The organism is Bradyrhizobium sp. (assembly GCF_047605465.1).
Lineage (GTDB): Bacteria > Pseudomonadota > Alphaproteobacteria > Rhizobiales > Xanthobacteraceae > Bradyrhizobium.
Genome location: NZ_JASGFS010000004.1, coordinates 248,880 through 270,122 on the forward strand (window position 1 = coordinate 248,880; position 21,243 = coordinate 270,122).

The window sequence follows — 21,243 nt, forward strand, 5'->3', positions numbered from 1 at the left end:
CGAGCCGGCGATCAAAGTCATCGCCGAACTCCATCCTGTGGTCATGGGTCCCGGCCTTCGCCGGGACGACGCGGAAGACCGCCTGCGCGGCGACCTAGTTGATCGACCGGATCAGGTCCTTGATCTTCTCGGCGTGCGGGCCGAGTTCCTTGGCGAGCTTGTCGAGATAGGGATCGGCGATCGCCGTGAAGCTCTTCTTGTCGACGTTGTCGACGACCTTGACGCCCATCTTCTTGAGCTTCTCGGCCGCGGCCCGCTCCAGCTCGAAGGCCTTCGCCGGCTCCTTCAGGCTGATCTCGCTCGCTGCGGTCTGCACCCACTGCTTCTGCTCCGCCGATAGACTCTGCCAGAGCTTGTCGGAGACGAACACCAGCGCATTGTTGGCTTCATGCTCGGTGATGTTCAGGACGGGGGCGACCTCGTAGTGCTTGTTGACGAGATAGACGTTGATGCTGTTCTCGGCGACGTCGACGACCCCGGTCTGCAGGCTCGTGTAGACGCTGCCGAACGGCATGTGCACGGTCTGGGCGCCATAGGCGGGGAACATGGTGTCCTCGGTCGCGGTCGCCTGGACCCGGACCTTCAGGCCCTTGATGTCGCCGACATTGTGAATCTCCTTCTTGGAGTACATGTGGCGCACGCCCTGCGAGCCCGTCGCGATGACGTGCAGGCCCTGGGTGGTCTCGTCGATCATGGTCCTGAGCGCTTCGAACACGCGAGGATCAGCCAGCCCCTTGATGACGTGGTTCTCGTCGCGGAACAGGAAGTGCAGCGACATCACGCCGGCCTGCGGCGAGATCGTCGCGGTGTTGGCGGAGGAGATGATCGCGAATTCGATGTCACCGGCCTTCACGAGCTGCAGCAATTGCGGCTCCTGCCCGAGCTGCGCGCCGGGATACTGGTCGATGATCATTGTGCCTTTGCTCAATTCCTTGAGCTTGTCGGCAAAGAGGTCGCCGGCGACCGAATAGCCGGTGTTGCGCGGCTGGTCGTAGGCGAAGCGATAATGCTTCACCTCCTGTGCCCCGGCTCCGCTGGTGAACAGCATGGCGGCCGCAACCGCCAACCCACGCATGGATCGTGCAATCATCGTTTCCCCCTGTTTTATCGCCCGCCGCTTCAGCGGTCTGAGCGTTCGTCCGGGTGGTTGATCACCCCTTCCCAGTCCCTGGCCCAGTCCTCTGCATGAAATCGAAGTCGCAGCCCTCGTCGGCCTGCAGGATGGTCTCGTTGAACAGCCAGGCGTAGCCGCGCCGTGCTTCCTCCGGCGCCGCAGGCGGCTTCAGGCCGGTGCGGCGGCGTTCCAGTTCGGCGGCATCGACCAGCAGCTCGATGCTGCGCCTGGCGACGTCGAGCCGGATCATGTCGCCGTTGCGCACGAGCGCCAGCGGCCCGCCGACGGCGGATTCCGGGGTGATATGCAGCACGATGGTGCCGAAGGCGGTCCCGCTCATGCGCGCGTCCGAGATCCGCACCATGTCCTTGGTCCCGCCGCGCGCCAGCTTCTTGGGGATCGGCAGGTAGCCCGCCTCGGGCATGCCGGGTGCGCCCTTCGGGCCGGCATTGCGCAGGACGAGGACGTCATCGGCGGTGACGTCGAGATCGGGATCATCGACCCGCAAGGTCATGTCCTCGACGGATTCGAACACCACCGCGCGCCCGGTGTGCTGCAACAGCTTGGGACTCGCCGCCGACTGCTTGATGACCGCTCCGCGCGGCGCGAGATTGCCGTGCAGGACGGCGAGACCGCCTTCCTTCTTGATCGGATTGTCGCGCGGACGGATCGCGTCCTGGCCGGGCACGTCCTCCGCATTCGCGACGACGTCGCGCAGCGTCTGGCCCGTGATCGTCTTCGCATCGAGGTCGACGAGGTCGCCGAGTTGCGCCAGCAGCTTCGGCACACCGCCGGCGTGATGGAAATGCTCCATGTAGTGCTCACCGGACGGCTTGAGGTCGACCAGCACCGGCACCTCGCGGCCGATCTGGTCGAACACCTCGAGATCGAGCCGGTGCGGCGAGCGATGCGCCATTGCCGTCAGATGGATCAGGCCGTTGGTCGAGCCGCCGATCGCCTGCAGCACGACCTGCGCGTTCCTGAACGAGGCCGGCGTCAACAACTCGCTCGGCTTCGGGCCCTTGGTCTTGGCCATCTCGGCAGCAACCCGGCCGCTGGCCTCGGCGAGGCGGAAGCGCTCGGCATGCGGCGCGGGGATCGTCGCACTCATGGGCAGCGAGAGGCCCATTGTTTCAATCATGCAGGCCATCGTGGAGGCCGTGCCCATCACCATGCAGGTGCCGACCGACGGCGCGAGGCGGCCGTTGACCGCCTCGATCTCGGCATCGTCCATGTCGCCGGCACGGTATTTCGCCCACAGCCGGCGACAATCGGTGCAGGCGCCGAGCACCTCACCTTTGTGATGGCCCACCACCATGGGTCCGACCGGAATGACGACCGTCGGCAGGTCGGCGCTGATCGCGGCCATGACCTGCGCGGGGAGCGTCTTGTCGCAGCCGCCGATGACGATCACGGAATCCATCGGCTGGGCGCGGATCATCTCCTCGGTATCCATCGCCATCAGATTGCGCAGATACATCGACGTCGGATGCGCGAAGCTCTCCGCGATCGAGATGGTCGGAAACACGAACGGCATCGCGCCGGACAGCATCACACCGCGCTTCGCAGCCTCGATGATCTGCGGGACGTTGCCGTGGCAGGGATTGTAATCGCTGTAGGTGTTGGTGATGCCGACGATCGGGCGCTCCAGCGCATCGTCGGAATAGCCCATGGCCTTGATGAACGCCTTGCGCAGGAACAGGGAGAAGCCGGCATCGCCATAGCTCGTCAGACCCTTGCGCAAACCACTCGTCATCATACGGCTCCTTCCAAGCTGCCATTGTGGTACAGTCTGCCCCCCGATTGTCAATAAGATTGGTCCATATCGTCGCGCTTTCTGATTTGGACTGCGCCCGGGGGCATCAATTATTGACAATCTGAGGCTTCCCTGCTCCACAGAGCGAACCGGCCGACGCCGGAGGCCGAGAGGGATGTCCGACATTCGCACCGCAGATGCCATGACGATCCGGCGTGACGATCCGGACGACGTCGTCGCGCGGCTGGAGGAAGACATCATCTTCGGCCGACTTCCGCCGGGCGCGCGCCTGACCGAGGACGCCCTGATGTCGCGCTACGGCACGTCGCGGCACTTCGTGCGCCAGGCGCTGGTGGAGGCGGAGCGGCGCGGCATCGTCCGCCGCGAGAAGAATGTCGGTGCGACCGTGCGGTTCTATTCGGCGGACGAGGTGCGTCAGATCTACGAGGTCCGCGAGATGCTGACCCGGCAGGCGGCGCTGATGATCCCCCTGCCCGCACCGCAAAGCCTGATCGAGGAGCTCGGCGAATTGCAGCGGCGCTATTGCGCCAAGGCCGATCTGCAGGACCTGCGCGGCATCCACGAGGCCAACGACGCCTTCCACGTGGCGCTGTTCGGAGCCTGCGGCAATCCCTATCTGGTGCGCTCGCTGCAGGACTACATGAACCTGACGCTGCCGATGCGCGCGAAGAATCTCGCCGACCGCGAGGGACTGGCGCAATCGCGTCGCCAGCATGAACTGATGATCGAGCTGCTCAGGGGACGCGACAGCTGGGCGCTCGCCCAGCTCTGCGTCGACCACATGCAGTTCAGCAAGTCGGATTACCTGGCACGTATCGCCGCCGAGCCCGGGCGTTAGCACGTGCCGCGGCGCTGCGCGCGCCAACCGGATCTCACTGCGCCCTGATCCTGGCCGCCCGGATCACCCTGGCCCATTTCTCAAGCTCGGTCCCGATCTGCGCGGTGAATTCCTCCGGCGTGCTGCCGACCGGGGCGAACCCGAGCTGCTCCAATTGTCCCTTCACATCCGGCTTCCTCATGCTTTCGGCGATCGCGTGGTTGAGGAAGGCGATGATCTCGCCGGGCGTTCCGGCCGGGACGAAGACGCCGAACCAATTGTCGAACTCGATCTCGGGATGGCCGGCTTCGGCCATGGTGGGAACGTCCGGGAGCGCCTGCAGCCGCGTCCGGTACGCGACCGCGAGCGCCCGCAGGTTGCCGTCCCTCACCTCCGGCACGATCGGTGCCGGAGCAGCGAGGCACATCGAGGTGTGGCCTCCGATCGTCGAGGCCATCGCCAGCGCCGCGCTGTTGTACGGGATGTGCACCAGGTCGAGATCGAGAGACTGGCGCAACATCTCTCCGAGCAGATGGCCCGGCGATCCCACACCCGCCGTCGCGTAATTGTATTTGCCGGGATCAGCCCTGATGAGCGAGATCAGCTCCCCGATCGTCCGGGCCGGCAAAGCGGGATACAGCGCAAGCACGATGGTCGTGCTGACCGCGAGCGTCACCGGATCGAACGACTTGTGGGCATCGTAGGGAACGTTGTCGTACAGGAGCGGATTGGTCACATAGCTGGGCACCGCGACCAGCATCGTATATCCGTCTGCCGCCGCCAGCGCCGCGCGACCTATGCCGATATTGCCGCCCGCGCCGCTGATGTTCTCGATGTAGAATTGCTGCCCGATACGCTCCGAGAGCTTTTCGCCGAGGATGCGCCCCAAGACGTCGGCGTTTCCACCGGCCCCGAACGGGACGATCATCCGCACCGGACGCACCGGATAGCTCGGTGCGGCGGCAACGCACCGGGACGCGGACAGCGCGGCAGCGCCGACCACCATTCGCAGACATTGCCGGCGGAGAAGGTCCATGACGTCCTCCCGTTCCGCCAACGCTATCACCAAACGCGTCGTTCCCGCAGAGGAGTCTCGGAGTTCGGTCAGTCGACTTGACCAACATGCGCCGGCGATCTCCGCAGGCGCATGCGCGACGAAGTCAACACATCGCCTAGCGCTTGTTCCAGTCGACGATGCGGCTCGCGTCGCCGTCGAACTCGTTGCTGCAGAATGAGCCGCCCTGGTAGTGGTCGCCGACCGGATCCGGCTTCAGCTTGGCCTGCTCCGCCATCGCGTGCTCGCGGAAATCCTCGGAGCGGCCGGTCGGGCGATAACCGAACTCGTAGGCGCGGTGATTGTCCCACCAGGCGCGATCGTTGAGCGAGGCGCCGTAGAAGATCTCGAAATGGATGTCGGGATGTTCGAGCCCGATCCTGCAGAGCTGCACGAGGTCGTCGGGCTTCAGCCAGATCGAGAGCCGGCGCTGGTCGAGCGGCATGTCGCCGAAATTGCCGATGCGGATGCAGGTCACCTTGAGGCCGTGCTTGTCGGCATAGAGCGCGCCGACCGCTTCGCCGAACACCTTGCTGACGCCGTAGCGGCCGTCGGGGCGCGCGGTGACGTCGGTGCCGATCCTGTGGTGGCGCGGATAGAAACCGACGGCGTGGTTCGACGAGGCGAACACCACCCGCTTGACGCCCTTCCTGTAGGCGGCCTCGAACAGATTATAGCCCCCGATGATGTTGGCCTGGAGAATGTCGTCCCAGGGTCCCTCGACCGAATAGCCGCCGAAATGGATGATGCCGTCGACGCCCTCGCAGATCGCCTCGACCTGCGCCATGTCGGACAAATCCGCCGCCTTGAATTTCTCGTTCGGTGCGAGGTCGGCGGGCGCGCGGATATCGCTGAGCAGGAGGTCCGGATAGATCGGCGGCAGCAGTTTCCGCAGGCGCGTGCCGATCCCGCCCGAAGCTCCCGTCATCAAGATGCGCGGCATTTCTTCCCTCGTCGTTGGCGACCGATTTGCGGTCATTCGTCCCAGATGATAGCAGACTTGGCCAGAGGGAACGCAACGACGAGAACAGCAAATGACAGAAGCATCGTCCCAGGGCTGGCGGCCGGCGACCTATTACCCCGATCCGGCGATCCGCGCACTCGACCCGCGCTTCGAAAAATACTGGCTGAAGCTGTCGGCCGTGGAGCGGCTCGCGACAGGCCTGCGCTGGGCCGAGGGGCCGGTGTGGTTCGGCGACGGGCGCTACCTTCTGTGCAGCGACATTCCGAACCAGCGCATCATCAAATGGGAAGAGGAAACGGGGGCCGTCAGCGTCTTTCGCAAGCCCTCCAATTTCGCCAACGGCAACACGCGCGACCGCCAGGGCCGGCTGATCACCTGCGAGCACGGCGGCCGGCGCGTGGTCCGCACCGAATATGACGGCACCATCACCGTGCTGATGGATTCGTTCGGCGGCAAACGGCTGAACTCGCCGAACGACGTCGTGGTCAAATCCGACGGCTCGATCTGGTTCAGCGACCCGACCTTCGGCCTGCTCGGCAATTACGAGGGCTACAAGGCGGAACCGGAGATCGACCCGAACGTCTACCGGCTCGATCCCGCGACCGGCAAGGCGACCATCGTTGCCGAGGGCGTGCTCGGCCCGAACGGGCTGTGCTTCTCGCCGGACGAGAAAATCCTCTACGTCGTGGAATCGCGCGGCGTGCCGAACCGCAAGATCCTCGCCTACGACGTCTCCGCGGACGGGACCAAGATCTCCAACAAGCGCATCTTCGTCGACGCGGGTCCCGGCACGCCGGACGGCATGCGCTGCGACATCGACGGCAATCTCTGGTGCGGCTGGGGCATGGGCGATCCCGAACTCGACGGTGTCGTCGTGTTCGCACCCGACGGCGTCATGATCGGCCGCATCGCCCTGCCCGAACGCTGCGCCAACCTCTGCTTCGGCGGGGTCAAGCGCAACCGCCTGTTCATGGCGGCGAGCCAGTCGATCTACGCGCTGTATGTGAACACGCAGGGCGCACTGGGGGGCTGACGCTTTCCGCGATGATGGTCTCGCAGCGTCACAGAGCGAGACGTGCCCGCCACGTCTTGCTCGTCGTCGCATGGTGGGCACGTCGCTGCGCACCTTTGCCTACCCTGCGAGATCCCTCCTACGTCATTGCGAGCGACGCGAGGCAATCCAGACTGTCGCTGACGAACGAGTCTGGATTATTTCGCTCGCAACGACGGAGAGAAGGCAACCGCGTCACCACGAAACGAAAAACGCCGGAGCGGCTTCCCGCTCCGGCGTCATGTCTGGTCAGGCTGCGAGGCTTACGCCGCGTTGAAGCCGGCGACCGCCTTCACTTCGAGGAAGTCCTCGAGGCCGTACTTGCCCCACTCGCGACCGTTGCCCGACTGCTTGTAGCCGCCGAACGGCGCGGTGCGGTCGTTGGGAACGCCCTGGAGGTTGACGTTGCCAGCACGGATCTGGCGACCGACGCGCTTGGCGTTCTCGACCGTGTCGGCCGTAACGTAGCCGGCAAGACCGTAGGGCGTGTCGTTGGCGATCTGCACGGCATCGGCCTCGTCCTTGGCGCCGATGATGGTCAGCACCGGTCCGAAGATCTCCTCGCGGGCGATCGTCATGTCAGAGGTGACGTCGGCGAAGATGGTCGGACGGACGTAGAAGCCCTTGTTGACGCCCTCGGGCAGGCCCGGGCCGCCGGCGACGAGCGTTGCGCCCTCGTCGATGCCCTTCTTGATCAGCGCCTGGATCTTGTCCCACTGGCCGCGATTGACCACGGGGCCGATGGTGGTGCCGTCGGCGCGCGGATCGCCCGCCTTGGTCTTGTCGGCCACAGCCTTCGCGATCGCGGCGACTTCCTTCATCTTCGACAACGGCACGATCATGCGCGAGGGCGCGTTGCAGGACTGGCCGGAGTTGTTGAACATGTGCATCACGCCGCCGGTCACCGCCTTCTGCAGGTCGGCGCCTTCGAGGATGACGTTCGGCGACTTGCCACCGAGCTCCTGGCTGACGCGCTTCACGGTCGGAGCCGCGCGCTTGGCAACGTCGATGCCGGCACGGGTCGAGCCGGTGAAGGAGATCATGTCGATGTCGGGATGCTCGCTCATGGCGGCGCCGACCTCGGGGCCGAGACCGTTGACGAGGTTAAACACGCCCTTCGGCACGCCGGCTTCATGGAGGATTTCCGCGAAGATCAGCGCAGAGGTCGGCGTGAACTCCGACGGCTTCAGGATCATGGTGCAGCCGGCGGCGAGCGCGGGCGCGACCTTGCAGGCGATCTGGTTCAGCGGCCAGTTCCAGGGCGTGATCATGCCGACCACGCCGACCGGCTCACGCAGCACCATCGCGGTACCGACCGGCTCCTCGAAATGATAGTTCTTGAGCACGTCGAGCGTGGTCATGAGATGGCCGAGGCCGGCGCCGGCCTGGAGCTTCTCCGCCATCGGCAGCGGCGCACCCATTTCGTCGGAGACGGACGCACCGATCTCCTTCAGACGGCCCTTGTAGATCTCGATGACCTTGGTGAGCAGCGCGACGCGCTCCTCGCGGCTGGTCTGGGAAAAAGTTGCAAAGGCGCGCTTGGCAGCGGCGACCGCCTTGTCGACGTCGGCCTTGGAGCCGAGCGCAATCTCGTACATCGCCTCTTCCGTCGCCGGATTGACCACGGGCGTGGACTTCTTGACGGCGGGATCGACCCAGGCGCCGTCGATGTAGAATTGCATACGATTGACCATCGTTAACCTCTTCTTGGGGATGGAGGGGGCGTTTCGGCAGGCATCCTTGCACGAAAGCGCCAGCAATAGAACCCGCCATATGCGGGGCCAGCATTGCGGCAGACAGGGACTATATGAGCCGGTGGCGCGAGTGTGGCAAGGTGGCCGGCGCTCATTCCCGACCGCGCCGAACGCGCGAACCGGAAATCCATTTCACTGGCTGTACCAAAGGCTCATCGATTTCGGGCTCGCGTCGACGGGCGCCCCGAAATCACAGAGTGGTTACCTCGACTACACCGCCATCTTGCGATGGACGATCGGCGCGCCCGTGGTGAGGCTTTCGGCCGCATCGATGATCGCGTTGGCGTCGATGCCGTAGTGGCGGTAGAGGTCGGCGATCGTCCCGGTCTGGCCGAACTGCTCGACGCCGAGCGCCTCGACGCGATGGCCGCGGACGCTGCCGAGCCAGCCGAGCGCGGCGGGATGGCCGTCGATCACGGTCACGATCCCGCAATCGCGCGGCAGCGGCGCCAGCAACTTTTCGATGTGGCTGAGGTGCTGCACACCACGGCGGTCGCGCCGCAATCTTCGCGCCGCCGTCCATCCCGAGTGAAGGCGGTCGGCCGACGTGATCGCGAGCAGGCCGATGTCGCGCCGGCTCTCGCCGATGAAGCCGGTCGCCTCGATCGCTTCGGGGGCGACCGCGCCGGTGTAGGCGATCACGACCTCGGCGTTGGGCCCCGGCTTGCGCAGCCAATAGGCACCGTCCGTGATGCCCTTCTCCAGCTCCGGCGTCATGATCCGCTGCGCCTGCTCGATGCTGCGCGTGGAGAGCCGCAGGTAGACCGACCCGCCCTCGCCCGCATCGCGCTGCATGTGGTCGAATCCGAACGCCATGATCGCGGCGAGTTCGTCCACGAAAGCCGGTTCGAACGAGGCGAGCCCGTCCTGCGCCATGCCGATCAAGGGCGTCGCGATCGACTGGTGCGCGCCGCCTTCGGGCGCGAGCGTGATGCCGGACGGCGTCGCCGCCACCATGAACCGCGCATCCTGGTAGCAGGCATAGTTCAGCGCATCGAGCCCGCGCTCGATGAAGGGATCGTAGAGCGTGCCGACCGGCAGCAGCCGTTCGCCGTTGATCTGGTGCGACAGGCCGAGCGCGGACAGCATGATGAACAGGTTCATCTCGGCGATGCCGAGCTCGAGGTGCTGGCCCTTCGGCGAAGCATCCCAGTTGAAGGTCGAGGGGATTTTCTCGCTGCGGAATAAATCCGCCTTCTCGGCGCGCGCGAACAGGCCGCGCCGGTTCACCCAGGGACCGAGATTGGTCGAGACAGTCACGTCGGGCGACGTCGTCACGATACGCCTGGCAAGCTCGCTGTCGCCGCGCGCGATCTCGTTCAGCACCAGCCCGAATCCTTGCTGCGTCGACATCTGCGGCGACGGCTTGAAGGTGAGCTGCGCCGGCACCTCGACGACGGGCGCCGTCAGCCGGCGGCCGTCCTGGTTGAACGGCACCTTCGCGAGGAATGTTTCGAGTTTGGCGACCTCGTACGAGAGGCCCTCGAACTTGTCCCATTCGTGGCCGGGGCGGATGTTCTGGCTCGCGCGCCACTTCTCCAGCTGTGCGACCGTCATCAGGCCGGCATGATTGTCCTTGTGGCCCTGGAACGGCAGGCCGACTCCCTTGACCGTGTAGGCGATGAAGCAGACCGGCCGGTCGTGATCGATGGACTCGAAGGCCTCGAGCATGCTCGCCATGTCGTGACCACCGAGGTTCGACATCAGCGCCAGCAAATCCTCGTCGCTGCGGCGATCGATCAGCTTCGTGATCGGCCCCTGATCGCCGATCTCGTCGTGCAGATGCTTGCGGAAGGCCGCGCCGCCCTGGAAGCACAGCGCCGCATAGAGCGCGTTCGGGCAATTGTCGATCCAGCCTTTGAGCGCCTCGCCGCCGGGCTCGGCAAAGGCCTCGCGCATCAGGCGGCCGTATTTCACGATCACCACGTCCCAGCCGAAATTGCGGAACATGGTCTCGAACTTTTCCCACAGCCCTTCGCGCACGACGGCATCGAGCGACTGGCGGTTGTAGTCGACCACCCACCAGGTGTTGCGCAGGCCATGCTTCCAGCCCTCGGCCAGCGCCTCGAAGATGTTGCCCTCGTCCATCTCGGCGTCGCCGACCAGCGCGATCATCCGGCCCTCGCGGCGGTCCTTCATCCAGCCATGCGCCTTGACGTAGTCCTGCACCAGCGAGGAGAACAGCGTCTGAGCGACGCCGAGGCCGACCGAGCCGGTCGAGAAATCGACGTCGTCGACATCCTTGGTGCGCGACGGATAGGACTGCGCGCCCTTGAAGCCGCGGAAATTCTCCAGCTTCTCACGGCTCTGCCGCCCGAACAGATATTGGATGGCGTGGAAAACGGGGCTGGCATGCGGCTTCACCGCGACCCGGTCCTCCGGCCGCAGCACCGAGAAGTACAGCGCCGACATGATCGTGGCGAGCGAGGCCGACGAGGCCTGGTGCCCGCCGACCTTCAGGCCGTCCGCATTGGGGCGGATGTGGTTGGCATGGTGGATCGTCCACGACGACAGCCACAGCACCTTGCGGGCCAGCGCGGACAGGGTTTCGAGGCGAGCGGAATCAACGGGCATGGCAATGCTCCCGGAATCGAGGCCCCCGATCATAGGCCTGCCGGCCGGGCCAAACTTCTCAATTCTTCGCGCCATAACCGGGTATATTGGGATAATTTACCAATCAGACCGCCATAGATACAGGTTTCATCCCAATGTCCGAACTCGATGCCATCGACCGCAAGATCCTCGCTTTGCTCCAGGCCGACAGCCGGCTGACGATGCAGGAGCTGGCCGAGAAGGTCGGCCTCTCGGTCTCGCCCTGCCATCGCCGGGTCAAGCTGCTGGAGGCGCGCGGCGTCATCACCCGCTACATCGCCACCGTCGACCAGAAGGCGCTGGGACTGCATGTCAGCGTGTTCATCTCGATCAAGCTGGCGCGGCAGAAGGAGGAGGACCTCAACCGCTTCGCGCGGGCGATCTCGAAATGGGACGAGGTGCTGGAATGCTACCTGATGACCGGCAACCGCGACTACCTCCTGCGGGTGGTCGCGGCCGACCTCTCATCCTACGAGGCTTTCCTCAAGAACAAGCTGACCCGGCTCGACGGCATCGCCTCGATCGAGTCGAGCTTCGCGCTGAGCCAGGTGAAATATTCGATCGCGCTGCCGGTGTGACGATACTGCCGGGCCTTTTCGGACCACCTGGCCCCGGAAAGCGCACGCCCCCGGCGTCAGGCAGTCGCTGTCACATGCACGCAACAAACCCCGTCGATGGTCGTTGGCAACTGGCACCTGAGCCGAGAGAAGGACCCATGACCGCAGCCGACCACACCTCCGAAACCGCCAAGCGCGAGCGCATCATCCGGGAGATGGCCGACAGCCTCGACGAGGAGCTGGAACTCGAACTGGACGACGCCCGCCTCGACGAACTGCTGGGCGAGACCGACGCGGCCCACCCGACGGTCGATCGCAAGGTCTATTTCAAGGAATTGCTGCGTCTGCAGGGGGAACTGGTCAAGCTTCAGGACTGGGTGCAGAGCGAGCGAAAAAAGGTCGTCGTGCTGTTCGAGGGCCGCGACTCCGCCGGCAAGGGCGGCGTCATCAAGCGCATCACCCAGCGCCTCAATCCCCGCATCTGCCGGGTTGCCGCCCTTCCGGCGCCGAGCGAGCGCGAACGCACCCAATGGTATTTCCAGCGCTACGTGGCGCATCTGCCGGCCGGCGGAGAGATGGTGCTGTTCGACCGAAGCTGGTACAATCGCGCCGGCGTCGAGCGGGTGATGGGTTTCTGTTCCGAGGACGAGTATCAGGAGTTCTTCAAATCGGTGCCAGAATTCGAGCGGATGCTGATCCGCTCCGGCATCATCCTGCTCAAGTACTGGTTCTCGATCACCGACGACGAGCAGCAGTTCCGTTTCACCATGCGCATCAAGGATCCGCTGAAGCAGTGGAAGTTGAGCCCGATGGACGTCGAGGCGCGCAGCCGCTGGGAGCTCTACACCAAGGCCAAGGAGACGATGCTGGAGCATACGCACCTGCCGGACTCGCCATGGTGGATCGTCGATGCCGTGGACAAGAAGCGCGCGCGGCTCAATTGCATCTCGCACCTCCTGAACCAGATTCCCTACCAGGAGGTCTCGCACGTGCCGGTGGTGCTGCCGCCGCGCGCCCGCAACCCCGACTATCACCGCGGACCAATTCCGCTGGAGATGTACGTGCCCGCGAAATACTGACCGCGCCCGCCGCGTGAGGCGGCGGGCCCGCTTTCGGATGAGGAAAGCAGGATGCCCGTGCCGAGCGATCTGAGCGTAACGAGGGACGTCTCGCTCCGCCGCCGCTATCGCTTCGGCCCGTGGCTCGCGCTCGCGAGCTTTCTTTCGGCCGTGACCGCCGTCCTGGCGATCGCCTACTGGGTGTGGCAGCCGACGACGCTGCGCATTGCCGTCGGCCCGTCCGGGAGCGAAGACGAGGCACTCGTTCTCGCCATCGCGAATGCTCTCGATGCGAAGGCGGGCTCGCTGCGGCTTGCGCCGATCGCGACGGACGGCACGCTGCAAAGCCTCAACCTGCTCGGCGCGGGAAAGACCGATCTCGCGGTGGCGCGTGGCGATTTCGACATGCCCACCAACACGAATTCGGTGGCGATCCTGCGCAGGAATTTCGTGGTGCTGTGGGCGCCGACGGGACGCAAGGGCGCGGCCAGATCGAAGGTTACGGAGATTGCGGCGCTTGCGGGACACCGCATCGGTGTGGTCGGCCTCGGCGACGCCAACCTGACCCTGCTTCGCGTCATCCTGGCGGAATCCGGCGTCAATCCGCAGAAGGTGACGGTCGTGCAGTTCGGGCCCGACCACATCTCCGAGATGACGCAGGACCCGACACTCGACGCCTTCATGATGGTCGGCTCACTCGACGCCAAGGTGCTCGCCGATGCGATCGCGGCCACCACGCGCCTGCGCGGTGAGCCAAAATTTCTCGCGGTCGACGTCTCCGAAGCGATCGCCGAGCGCCACCCGCTCTATGAGTCCGAGGAAATCCCGGCGGGCGTATTCGCCGCCTCGCCGCAACGGCCCGACGACAAGGTCGAGACCATCGGCATCAATCATTTGATCGTGGCGCCCGCCACGCTGTCCGAGGACACAGTCGCGACCTTCACACGCGAGCTGTTCGCGGTCCGGCAAACGCTGGTGAGGACCTTGCCCGCGGCCGCGCACATCCAGAAGCCCGACACCGACAAGGACGCCGCACTGCCGGCCCATCCCGGCGCCGCCGCCTATATCGACGGCAACGAACGCAGCTTCATGGACAAGTACAGCGACTATATCTGGGGCGCGGTGCTGCTGCTGTCCGGTCTCGGCTCCGTGGCTGCGTGGCTGCGGCACTATCTGAGGCGCGAGGAGCGCAGCATCAACGCGCTGCATCGCGACCGCCTCCTTACCGCGATTTCCAGCGTGCGCGAGGCCGCCTCGCTCGACGATCTCGCCGCCATGCAGAGCGCGGCCGACGAGATCCTGCGCGAGACGCTGGCCTGTCACGAGGACGGCGCCATCGAGGACGGCGACCTCGCCGCCTTCGGTCTCGTCCTGGCGCAATTCCACCAGGCGATCGTCGACCGCCGGGCCGTGATCGCCCGAACGGACGCGTCCGACGCATCCGCGAAGCCGGGCAGCGGCGCCCTTCAGCCGGTCCCTATCTCCACGGTCGCACGATGATCTTGGTGTGGGCCTCGGGATTGGCGAGGTCGGCAAACGCCTTCGCGACGCCGTCGATGCCGACTTCGGCGGTGACCATCGCGGCCGCATCCACCTCGCCCTCGGCGATCAGGCGCAGCGACGCCGCGAATTCATCCGGCGTGTAGCCGAGCACGTACTGGACGTTGAGCTCCTTCATGATGCCCAGCATCGGCTCGCTCTTGTCGGTCTCCATGCAGACGCCGACCACGACGATCCGCGCATCCCGCGGCGCGCCTTCGAACACCTGCTGCAGCAGCCCCGGCACGCCGACGCACTCGAAGATCAATGCCGGCTTCAGCGCCGGCAGCATCGCCTGGAACGGCGGACGCGCCGCCTTCTCGGCGTCCGACATCTGCGCGTGCTCGGCCCAGGTCGCATAGGGCTGCGATACCCTGGGGTCGACCACGACGTCGGCGCCGAGCTTCGTCGCCAGCGCACGCCGGGCCGGCGAATAATCGGCAGCGATGATCGGATGCACGCCCCTGATCTTCAGGGCGGCGATCACCGCGAGGCCGACCGGGCCGCAACCGATCACGAGCGGCACCTCGCCGCCCCGGAGATTGGCCTTGGCAACGGCGTGAACGCCGACCGCGAGCGGCTCGGTCAGCGCGGCATGTTCGGGCGCAAGACCATTGGGCACTTCGAGCAGCAGCGGCTCGCTGAGCAGCATCGCCTCGGCATAGCCGCCGACATTTTCGTTGGAATAGCCGATGCCCTCGATGCCCTGCGGCGTGACGAGGGCCGGCAGCGAGCAGACACGGGTGCCAGGCTTGAGCTTGCGTTGAGAGCCCGGACCAAAGTCGACGATCTCGCAGCAGAACTCGTGGCCGAACACGACGTCGCGCGCCAGATCCATCGGCTTGCGTCCGGCCTTCCTCGCCATCTCCACCATGCGGTGGGCGTGCTGGCGCGCGTGCAGATCGGACCCGCAGATGCCGCAGGCGAGAGTCCTGACCAGCACCTGGCCGTTGCCGGGCTTTGGCTCCGGCAGCTGGTCGACGACGATCTCGCCGTTCCTGAAAATCGCGGCTCGCATCCGGCTCCTCCCTGGTTGTTGGAGCCGTTGATAGCATGAAGCGGGACGCGCGAACTTGCGTCAGGGGTTCGGGGAACGCTCTTCCAGCACGAGGAGCTGGGCGCGGCGGATACGCTCGCGATGGGCAATGTAGAGGCCGCTGGCGACGATGAAGGCCGCACCGGTGACCGTCCAGACATCCGGCATCTCGCCGAACAGGAAGAACCCGAGGATGCTGACCCAGAGCAGCTGCGTGTAGGAGAACGGCGCCAGCACCGAGGCATCGCCATAGCGATAGGCGAGCACGACGATCCACTGCCCTACGGTGGACGCAACGCCGATGACGATGCCGAGACCGATCGCGCTCCAGCTCGGCGTCACCCAGACGAACGGCACCATCGCCGTGAGGATCACGACGCCCGTCAGCGCGGAATAGGCCATCGTGGTCACCACGGCCTCCCGCCCGCTCATCATCCGCGTCAGGATCAGCGCGGCGGCCCAGCAGAACGCCGAGATGATCGGGAAGAACGCCGCGACATGGAACGCGCTGGAGCCGGGGCGCAGGATGATCATCACGCCGACCAGGCCGACGGCGGTCGCGACCCAGCGGCGCATGCCTACCTTCTCGCTGAGGAAGACGATCGACAGCGCAGTGACGAACAGCGGTGCGACGAAGCCGGTGGCCGACGCTTCCGCGATGGGAAGAAAACGCAGGCCGCTGATGAAGAACAGCGAAGAGCCGAGCAGCGCCACGCCGCGCATCACGTGCAGACCGAGCCGCGTCGTATGCATCGCGTAGAACGGCGACCCCGGAAGCATCACCGGCGTGAACATCAGCGCGAATGTCAGGAAACGGATCCAGGTGATCTCGATCGAGGGCAGGCTCGACGACAGGTATTTCGCGGTGACGTCGGAGCAGCCGAGAAAGACCGTCGACAACAGCACCAGCGCGATGCCCTTGAAGGGATGATCGACGCGCGCGGGTGCGCGGCGTGTCTCCGGCTTCTTCTCGGGCGCGGGCATGGGAATACTGTCGAGCCTTGCGGCTGCGGCGGGCGGCGGTGTCACGGCTGAAACCCGGGGAAAATTCGAATCGAGTACAGCCGGTAAAAAACGACAAATGCGCAGCGTTCACAACTTCCGAAAACAGGATGCCGTTATGCGCTGACGGGCACGCGCGTCAACGTCCCATTAATCATGGGTGATTGTGCACTACAACATGGGGAGGCTGTGCGGCTTCGGGCCGCGCGGAAACGCCGCATCCAGTGCCGCAATCTCGTCACTCGTCAGCACGATATCACCGGCAGCCGCATTTTCGCCCGCATGCTCCGCCGACGACGCCTTCGGGATCGCGCACACCGTAGTTGCCCGGGTGAGGAAGCTCAACGCGACCTGACGCGGTGTCGCGCGACGCGCTTCCGCGATGCGCGCGAGCTCAGCGCCGCCCTTGCTCCTGGTCGTTGGAAAATCGTCGTGGCCGAACGGCGAATACGCGACCACGGCGACGCCGTGCCGCTCGCACCACGGGATCACCGCGTGCTCGATCGCGCGTTCCTTCAAATGATAAAGCACCTGATTGCAGGCGATCCTACCCTCGCCGGCAATGTCGAGAATCTCGTCGAGATCGTCGGCATCGAAATTGGAAACGCCCCAGGATTTGATCTTGCCGGCCTTCACCAGTTCCTCGAACGCGGCGACGGTGTCCTCCAGCGGATAGGAACCGCGCCAATGCAGCAGATAGCAGTCGAGACGATCGGTCTTCAGCCGCTTCAGCGAGCGCTCGCAGGCCGTGATCGTGCCGCGGCGCGAGGCGTTGCTCGGCAACACTTTTGAAACCAGGAACACTTCATCGCGCCGGGTCGAGATCGCGTCCGCGATGACGAGTTCCGCATCGCCATACAGCTCCGCGGTGTCGATATGCGTCATGCCGAGATCGAGTCCGCGCTGGAGCGCGGCGATCGCGCGCTTGCGGTCGCCGTGGTCGAGGTACCAAGTGCCCTGCCCGATGACGGAGACCTCTGCGCCCGTCTTGCCGAAGGGATGTGTTTTCATGTTCGCTCCACTGTCCGCTCTGTATTCCCGATCTCGCGGGGACAGAACCCTGTTCAAGCGTTCAGCACACCGATATCGGCGACCAGCACGCTGCCGGTTCCAGACTCCGTGATATAGAGACGATCCTTGTTCGCGCCACCGATCGCGACATTGGTGCAGCTCGGTCCCGCGCACGATTTGATTCGCGCGATCAATTCGCCGTTCGGTGCGAACACGAAGACGTGGCCCAGCGAAGCGTGGCCGACGTAGAGACGGCCGGCCGCGTCCATGGTCATGCCGTCGGGACCGCTGGTGCCGAACAGCGAGCAGAAGCGCCCCACCTTGGACACGCTGCCATCCCTCATGAACGGCAGCCGCCAAACCGCGTTATCGCGCGTCATGGCGACGAACAGTACGGTTTCACTGGGATCGAGCACCAGTCCGTTGGGGCTGATGCCGGTATCGATCAGGCAATCGAGCCGGCCGCCCGTCGTCAGCCGGTAAACGCGGCCGCTGGGATCGTGCAGGCCGGTCTGTCCCTGATCGGTGAAATAGATGTCGCCGTTGGACGCGAGATGGAGATCGTTGCAGCCGCGGAAGGATTCCGAATTGCGCGCGGTCAGGACCGGCGTGATGCGACCTGCCCCGGCGTCCAGCTCCATGATGCCGTGCATGTAGTCCGCCACCAGGATGCGGCCATCGGACGCGATCTTCAGCCCGTTCGGCCAGCCATCATATTCGATCGCGAGCGACCATTCGCCATCGGGCGCGATGCGGAAGATCCGGCCGAAGGGAATGTCGACGATGTAGAGATGGCCATCCTTGTCGAACGATGGTCCCTCGATGAACGAGTCGGTCGGCACACCGGGGCGGTTGGCGTCCGCCCAATCGGTCCGCTCACCCCTGTGGCGGAATTTGTCGGGCATGGCGGAGAAAATCTTGGTGTCGATCAGGCGCGGCGGCGTTTCCAGATACATCATTGTTGTTATGTTCGTTGGATTGGCGGGATGCGCGGCAGCATAGGGCACAATGGACGGCCCGTCGATTGGTGCAGGGAGACATCACCGCGCCGATGCGAGGGTCGCCCAGCCCCAGACGCTCATGGAAGGTGGCACGCCCAGCTGCATCAACACCGTCATTGCAAGCGCAGCGAAGCAATCCAGCCCGCCGCGGATGCATTTTCGGTTGCCTCGCAGCGCTCGCAATGACGACGGAGAGAGCTGCGGCTACCCCGCCGCGCCCACGAGCGTGACCTGCTTCGCCGGCGCCGTTTCGGTCTGCGCGATCAGCCGTTTCAGCTCGGGGATGCAGGAGCCGCAATTGGTCCCGGCCTTGAGCTTTGCGCCGATTTCCGCGGCGGTCCGCGCCCCCGCGGCGATGGTGTCGCAGATGGTGCCGCGGCCGACGCCGAAACAGGCGCAGACGATCGGCCCGGTCGAGGCGGCGCCCTCGGCGGATTTGCCGGACAGCAGCATGCGGCGCTGGTCGTCGGTGACGCGGTCGGCGGCGAATACGCTCTTCACCACATCCCAGTCCCCGGCGTCGTGCGCGGGGCCGACGAACAGGCAGGTTTCGATGCGGTCGTCGATGAACGAGGCCGCGCGATAGACCCCGCCGCCGAAATCGCGATATTCGGCAACGTCGTCGCCCGTGACGCCGTCGAGCCAGGTCGGCCAGCGCGCGAGGTCGGCATTGTCGGCGAAGAGATAGCCGAATCCGCCTCCAACCGTCGCACGCGTCCACCACAGATTCGGCGGCAGCGCGAGCTGACGGCGCGAGAGCGCGAAGCCGCGAAAGACGTATTCGTAGGGAGCGATCGCCGCCGGAGTCGCCTTCGTCTCGGGCTGGCCGGAGAACGGATCGGTGAACGATGCCGCCAGCGCGCCGACGCGACCGTGCGAGGCGTTCATCGCGCTCCAGTGGATCGGCGCGAACAGCGAGCCGCGCTGCTGGCGGTCGCTGACGACGACCTTGAGGATGCACTGGCCGTGGTCGGTCGTGACGCGCGCAAAGCCGCCATGGTCGACGCTGTATCTGTTGGCGTCGTCGGGATGGATTTCGACGAACGGCTCGGGCAGATGCGCGCCGAGACGCTGGCTCAGCCCGGTGCGCGTCATGGTGTGCCACTGGTCACGGATGCGGCCCGTGTTCAGCCGCAGCGGACGCGACGGTCCGGTCTCGCTGCGCAGCGCCGGCACCTCCGGCGCAATGAAGCGGCCTCTGCCGTCATTGGTGAAGAAGCCGCCCTTGGCGAAGAAGCGTTCGCCGGGCACGGCCCCTTCGCGCGCCGGCCACTGCACGGGCTTCAGCGCGTCGAAGCCTTCGTCGGACAGCGCCATGAGCGCGCCGATGTCGAAATCGCGGCTGCCGTTGTTTTCGAAGGCCGAGAGCGCGGCGTGCTCGCGGAAGATATCCGCCGCCGATTTGTAGTTGAAGCTATCGCCGAAGCCGAGACGCCTGGCGGTCTCGCTGAGAATCCACCAGTCCGGACGGGCCTCGCCCGGCGCCGGCAGGAACGCGCGCTGGCGCGAGATCCGCCTTTCGGAATTGGTCACGGTGCCCGACTTCTCGCCCCAGGCCAGCGCGGGCAGCAGCACATGCGGCCCCGCCTCCACCGTGTCGTTGGAGAGCACGTTCTCGGAGACGACGAACAGCTCGAGCTTCTTCAGCGCCTCGCGCACGAAATCGGCATCGGGCAGCGAAACCGCCGGGTTGGTGCCCATCACCCACAACGCCTTGACCTCGCCGCGGTGGATCGCCTCGAACAGCTGCACCGCCTTCAGCCCCTCATGGGTGGCGATGCGCGGCGCCTTCCAGAACCGCCGCACCCGGTCGATGTCCGGTGGCGTGAAGTTCATGTGCGCGGCGAGTTGATTGGCGAGACCACCGACCTCGCGGCCGCCCATCGCGTTGGGCTGGCCGGTCAGCGAGAACGGCGAGGCCCCGGGCTTGCCGATGCGGCCGGTGGCGAGGTGGCAATTGATGATGGCATTGACCTTGTCGGTGCCCTGCGCCGACTGGTTGACGCCCTGCGAATAGAGCGTGACGACGCGCGTGGTGTCACGGAACATCTTGAAGAAGGCGGCGACATCCTGCTCGGACAGGCCGGTGGCGAGCGCGGTCGCGGCGATGCTGCCCGCAATGTTGCGGGCACGCGCCAGCGCATCGTCGAAGCCCGACGTGTTGATCGCGACGTAGTCCTTGTCGAGCGCGCCATTGTCGACGAGATGGACGAACAGGCCGGAGAACAGCGCAGTGTCGGTGCCGGGCTTCAGGCCCAGGAACAGATCGACATCGCTCGCGGTGTCGGTGCGGCGCGGATCGATCACGATCATGCGCGCGCCGCGTTCCTGCCGGTTCCTGAGCATGCGCTGGAACAGTACGGGATGGCACCAGGCCGCGTTCGAACCGACGAAAACCAGAAGGTCGGCCTGGTCGAGATCCTCGTAGCAGCCGGGCACGGTGTCGGCGCCGAAGGCGCGACGATGTCCGGCGACAGACGAGGCCATGCAGAGCCGCGAATTGGTGTCGACATTGGCCGTGCCGACGAAGCCCTTCATCAGCTTGTTGGCGACGTAATAGTCCTCGGTGAGGAGCTGGCCGGAGAGATAGAACGCCACCGCATCGGCCCCGTCGCGCGCGATGATGTGCTGCATGCGGTGGGCGACGTGGTCGAGCGCATCGCTCCAGGCGACGCGTTCGAGCACGCCCTTGCAGCGGATCATGGGATAGAGCAGCCGGCTCTCGAGCCCGACCGTCTCCCCGAGCGCGGAGCCCTTGGAGCACAGCCGTCCGAAATTGGCGGGATGATCGGGATCGCCGGCGATCGCCGCGCCGCCCTTGCCGTCGGGCGTCGCCAAGACGCCGCAGCCGACGCCGCAATACGGACAGGTCGTTCGGGTGGCGCGGAGTGCCGGATCGATCGCCGTCATATCAAC

At 65.6% G+C, this 21,243-nt stretch carries 16 protein-coding genes; 5 read left to right on the forward strand and 11 right to left on the reverse strand.

What is annotated here, in order from left to right; genetic code table 11:
* Positions 1-94 precede the first annotated feature (94 nt).
* Together QM712_RS06595 and QM712_RS06600 are read right to left on the reverse strand one after the other, a co-directional pair.
* Entirely contained in the window at positions 95-1,090 is a 996-nt protein-coding gene (locus QM712_RS06595; protein WP_415022261.1) for a TRAP transporter substrate-binding protein, read from the reverse strand.
* A 61-nt stretch (positions 1,091-1,151) separates the two neighbouring features.
* On the reverse strand, positions 1,152-2,870 hold the full coding sequence (locus QM712_RS06600) for an IlvD/Edd family dehydratase (RefSeq protein ID WP_415022262.1): 1,719 nt from the start codon (positions 2,868-2,870) through the stop codon (positions 1,152-1,154).
* A 175-nt stretch (positions 2,871-3,045) separates the two neighbouring features.
* Here QM712_RS06600 and QM712_RS06605 point away from each other — a divergent pair, with 175 nt between their 5' ends.
* Positions 3,046-3,729, forward strand: a complete 684-nt coding sequence (locus tag QM712_RS06605) for a GntR family transcriptional regulator (protein WP_415022263.1) — start codon at positions 3,046-3,048, stop codon at positions 3,727-3,729.
* Between the two features lie 34 nt (positions 3,730-3,763).
* Here QM712_RS06605 and QM712_RS06610 read toward each other — a convergent pair whose 3' ends face one another.
* Complete coding sequence (locus QM712_RS06610) at positions 3,764-4,744, reverse strand: Bug family tripartite tricarboxylate transporter substrate binding protein (protein ID WP_415022264.1); 981 nt, start codon at positions 4,742-4,744, stop codon at positions 3,764-3,766.
* A 136-nt stretch (positions 4,745-4,880) separates the two neighbouring features.
* A complete protein-coding gene (locus QM712_RS06615; protein WP_415022265.1) occupies positions 4,881-5,705 on the reverse strand; it encodes an NAD-dependent epimerase/dehydratase family protein in 825 nt (274 codons plus the stop codon).
* A 91-nt stretch (positions 5,706-5,796) separates the two neighbouring features.
* Here QM712_RS06615 and QM712_RS06620 point away from each other — a divergent pair, with 91 nt between their 5' ends.
* Positions 5,797-6,759, forward strand: coding sequence for an SMP-30/gluconolactonase/LRE family protein (locus QM712_RS06620; protein ID WP_415022266.1), 963 nt, complete (start codon positions 5,797-5,799; stop codon positions 6,757-6,759).
* A gap of 281 nt (positions 6,760-7,040) precedes the next feature.
* On the opposite strand, the gene QM712_RS06625 is transcribed toward QM712_RS06620, so the two are convergent.
* Both QM712_RS06625 and QM712_RS06630 read right to left on the reverse strand, forming a co-directional pair.
* A complete protein-coding gene (locus tag QM712_RS06625) occupies positions 7,041-8,471 on the reverse strand; it encodes an aldehyde dehydrogenase family protein (RefSeq protein ID WP_415022267.1) in 1,431 nt (476 codons plus the stop codon).
* 270 nt (positions 8,472-8,741) lie between these two features.
* Entirely contained in the window at positions 8,742-11,105 is a 2,364-nt protein-coding gene (locus tag QM712_RS06630; RefSeq protein ID WP_415022268.1) for a transketolase, read from the reverse strand.
* A gap of 134 nt (positions 11,106-11,239) precedes the next feature.
* Here QM712_RS06630 and QM712_RS06635 point away from each other — a divergent pair, with 134 nt between their 5' ends.
* The 3 genes from QM712_RS06635 (at position 11,240) to QM712_RS06645 (ending at position 14,238) form a co-directional block, all read left to right on the forward strand.
* The gene (locus tag QM712_RS06635; RefSeq protein WP_415022269.1) at positions 11,240-11,701 is read left to right on the forward strand and encodes an Lrp/AsnC family transcriptional regulator; all 462 of its coding nucleotides are present in this window, start codon (positions 11,240-11,242) and stop codon (positions 11,699-11,701) included.
* Positions 11,702-11,838: 137 nt separating this feature from the next.
* Positions 11,839-12,759: a polyphosphate kinase 2 gene (gene ppk2, locus QM712_RS06640; protein WP_415022270.1), complete on the forward strand. Its 921-nt coding sequence runs from the start codon at positions 11,839-11,841 to the stop codon at positions 12,757-12,759.
* Positions 12,760-12,810: 51 nt separating this feature from the next.
* Positions 12,811-14,238, forward strand: coding sequence for a TAXI family TRAP transporter solute-binding subunit (locus QM712_RS06645; protein WP_415022271.1), 1,428 nt, complete (start codon positions 12,811-12,813; stop codon positions 14,236-14,238).
* Here the strand turns inward: QM712_RS06645 and QM712_RS06650 are convergent.
* The 5 genes from QM712_RS06650 to QM712_RS06670 all read right to left on the reverse strand — a co-directional run bounded on the left by QM712_RS06650 (position 14,216) and on the right by QM712_RS06670 (position 21,237).
* Entirely contained in the window at positions 14,216-15,295 is a 1,080-nt protein-coding gene (locus QM712_RS06650; RefSeq protein WP_415022272.1) for a zinc-binding dehydrogenase, read from the reverse strand. The genes QM712_RS06645 and QM712_RS06650 overlap by 23 nt on opposite strands.
* 60 nt (positions 15,296-15,355) lie before the next feature.
* Positions 15,356-16,297: a DMT family transporter gene (locus QM712_RS06655; protein WP_415022318.1), complete on the reverse strand. Its 942-nt coding sequence runs from the start codon at positions 16,295-16,297 to the stop codon at positions 15,356-15,358.
* 189 nt (positions 16,298-16,486) lie between these two features.
* Positions 16,487-17,326, reverse strand: a complete 840-nt coding sequence (locus QM712_RS06660) for an aldo/keto reductase (protein ID WP_415022273.1) — start codon at positions 17,324-17,326, stop codon at positions 16,487-16,489.
* Between the two features lie 53 nt (positions 17,327-17,379).
* Positions 17,380-18,282 carry an SMP-30/gluconolactonase/LRE family protein gene (locus QM712_RS06665; protein ID WP_415022319.1) on the reverse strand — a complete coding sequence of 301 codons (903 nt, stop codon included), beginning with the start codon at positions 18,280-18,282 and terminating at the stop codon, positions 17,380-17,382.
* Between the two features lie 249 nt (positions 18,283-18,531).
* Positions 18,532-21,237 carry a molybdopterin-dependent oxidoreductase gene (locus QM712_RS06670; RefSeq protein ID WP_415022274.1) on the reverse strand — a complete coding sequence of 902 codons (2,706 nt, stop codon included), beginning with the start codon at positions 21,235-21,237 and terminating at the stop codon, positions 18,532-18,534.
* Between the last annotated feature and the right edge of the window lie 6 nt (positions 21,238-21,243).

Excerpts from the sequence above, each read along its gene's own strand:
- QM712_RS06645 (WP_415022271.1), top strand. The coding sequence starts at position 12,811 with ATGCCCGTGCCGAGCGATCTGAGCGTAACGAGGGACGTCTCGCTCCGC.
- QM712_RS06660 (WP_415022273.1), bottom strand. The coding sequence starts at position 17,326 with ATGAAAACACATCCCTTCGGCAAGACGGGCGCAGAGGTCTCCGTCATC.
- QM712_RS06655 (WP_415022318.1), bottom strand. The coding sequence starts at position 16,297 with ATGCCCGCGCCCGAGAAGAAGCCGGAGACACGCCGCGCACCCGCGCGC.
- QM712_RS06635 (WP_415022269.1), top strand. The coding sequence starts at position 11,240 with ATGTCCGAACTCGATGCCATCGACCGCAAGATCCTCGCTTTGCTCCAG.
- QM712_RS06600 (WP_415022262.1), bottom strand. The coding sequence starts at position 2,870 with ATGACGAGTGGTTTGCGCAAGGGTCTGACGAGCTATGGCGATGCCGGC.
- QM712_RS06615 (WP_415022265.1), bottom strand. The coding sequence starts at position 5,705 with ATGCCGCGCATCTTGATGACGGGAGCTTCGGGCGGGATCGGCACGCGC.
- QM712_RS06625 (WP_415022267.1), bottom strand. The coding sequence starts at position 8,471 with ATGGTCAATCGTATGCAATTCTACATCGACGGCGCCTGGGTCGATCCC.
- QM712_RS06670 (WP_415022274.1), bottom strand. The coding sequence starts at position 21,237 with ATGACGGCGATCGATCCGGCACTCCGCGCCACCCGAACGACCTGTCCG.
- QM712_RS06665 (WP_415022319.1), bottom strand. The coding sequence starts at position 18,282 with ATGTATCTGGAAACGCCGCCGCGCCTGATCGACACCAAGATTTTCTCC.
- ppk2 (WP_415022270.1), top strand. The coding sequence starts at position 11,839 with ATGACCGCAGCCGACCACACCTCCGAAACCGCCAAGCGCGAGCGCATC.
- QM712_RS06595 (WP_415022261.1), bottom strand. The coding sequence starts at position 1,090 with ATGATTGCACGATCCATGCGTGGGTTGGCGGTTGCGGCCGCCATGCTG.
- QM712_RS06620 (WP_415022266.1), top strand. The coding sequence starts at position 5,797 with ATGACAGAAGCATCGTCCCAGGGCTGGCGGCCGGCGACCTATTACCCC.
- QM712_RS06605 (WP_415022263.1), top strand. The coding sequence starts at position 3,046 with ATGTCCGACATTCGCACCGCAGATGCCATGACGATCCGGCGTGACGAT.
- QM712_RS06610 (WP_415022264.1), bottom strand. The coding sequence starts at position 4,744 with ATGGACCTTCTCCGCCGGCAATGTCTGCGAATGGTGGTCGGCGCTGCC.
- QM712_RS06650 (WP_415022272.1), bottom strand. The coding sequence starts at position 15,295 with ATGCGAGCCGCGATTTTCAGGAACGGCGAGATCGTCGTCGACCAGCTG.
- QM712_RS06630 (WP_415022268.1), bottom strand. The coding sequence starts at position 11,105 with ATGCCCGTTGATTCCGCTCGCCTCGAAACCCTGTCCGCGCTGGCCCGC.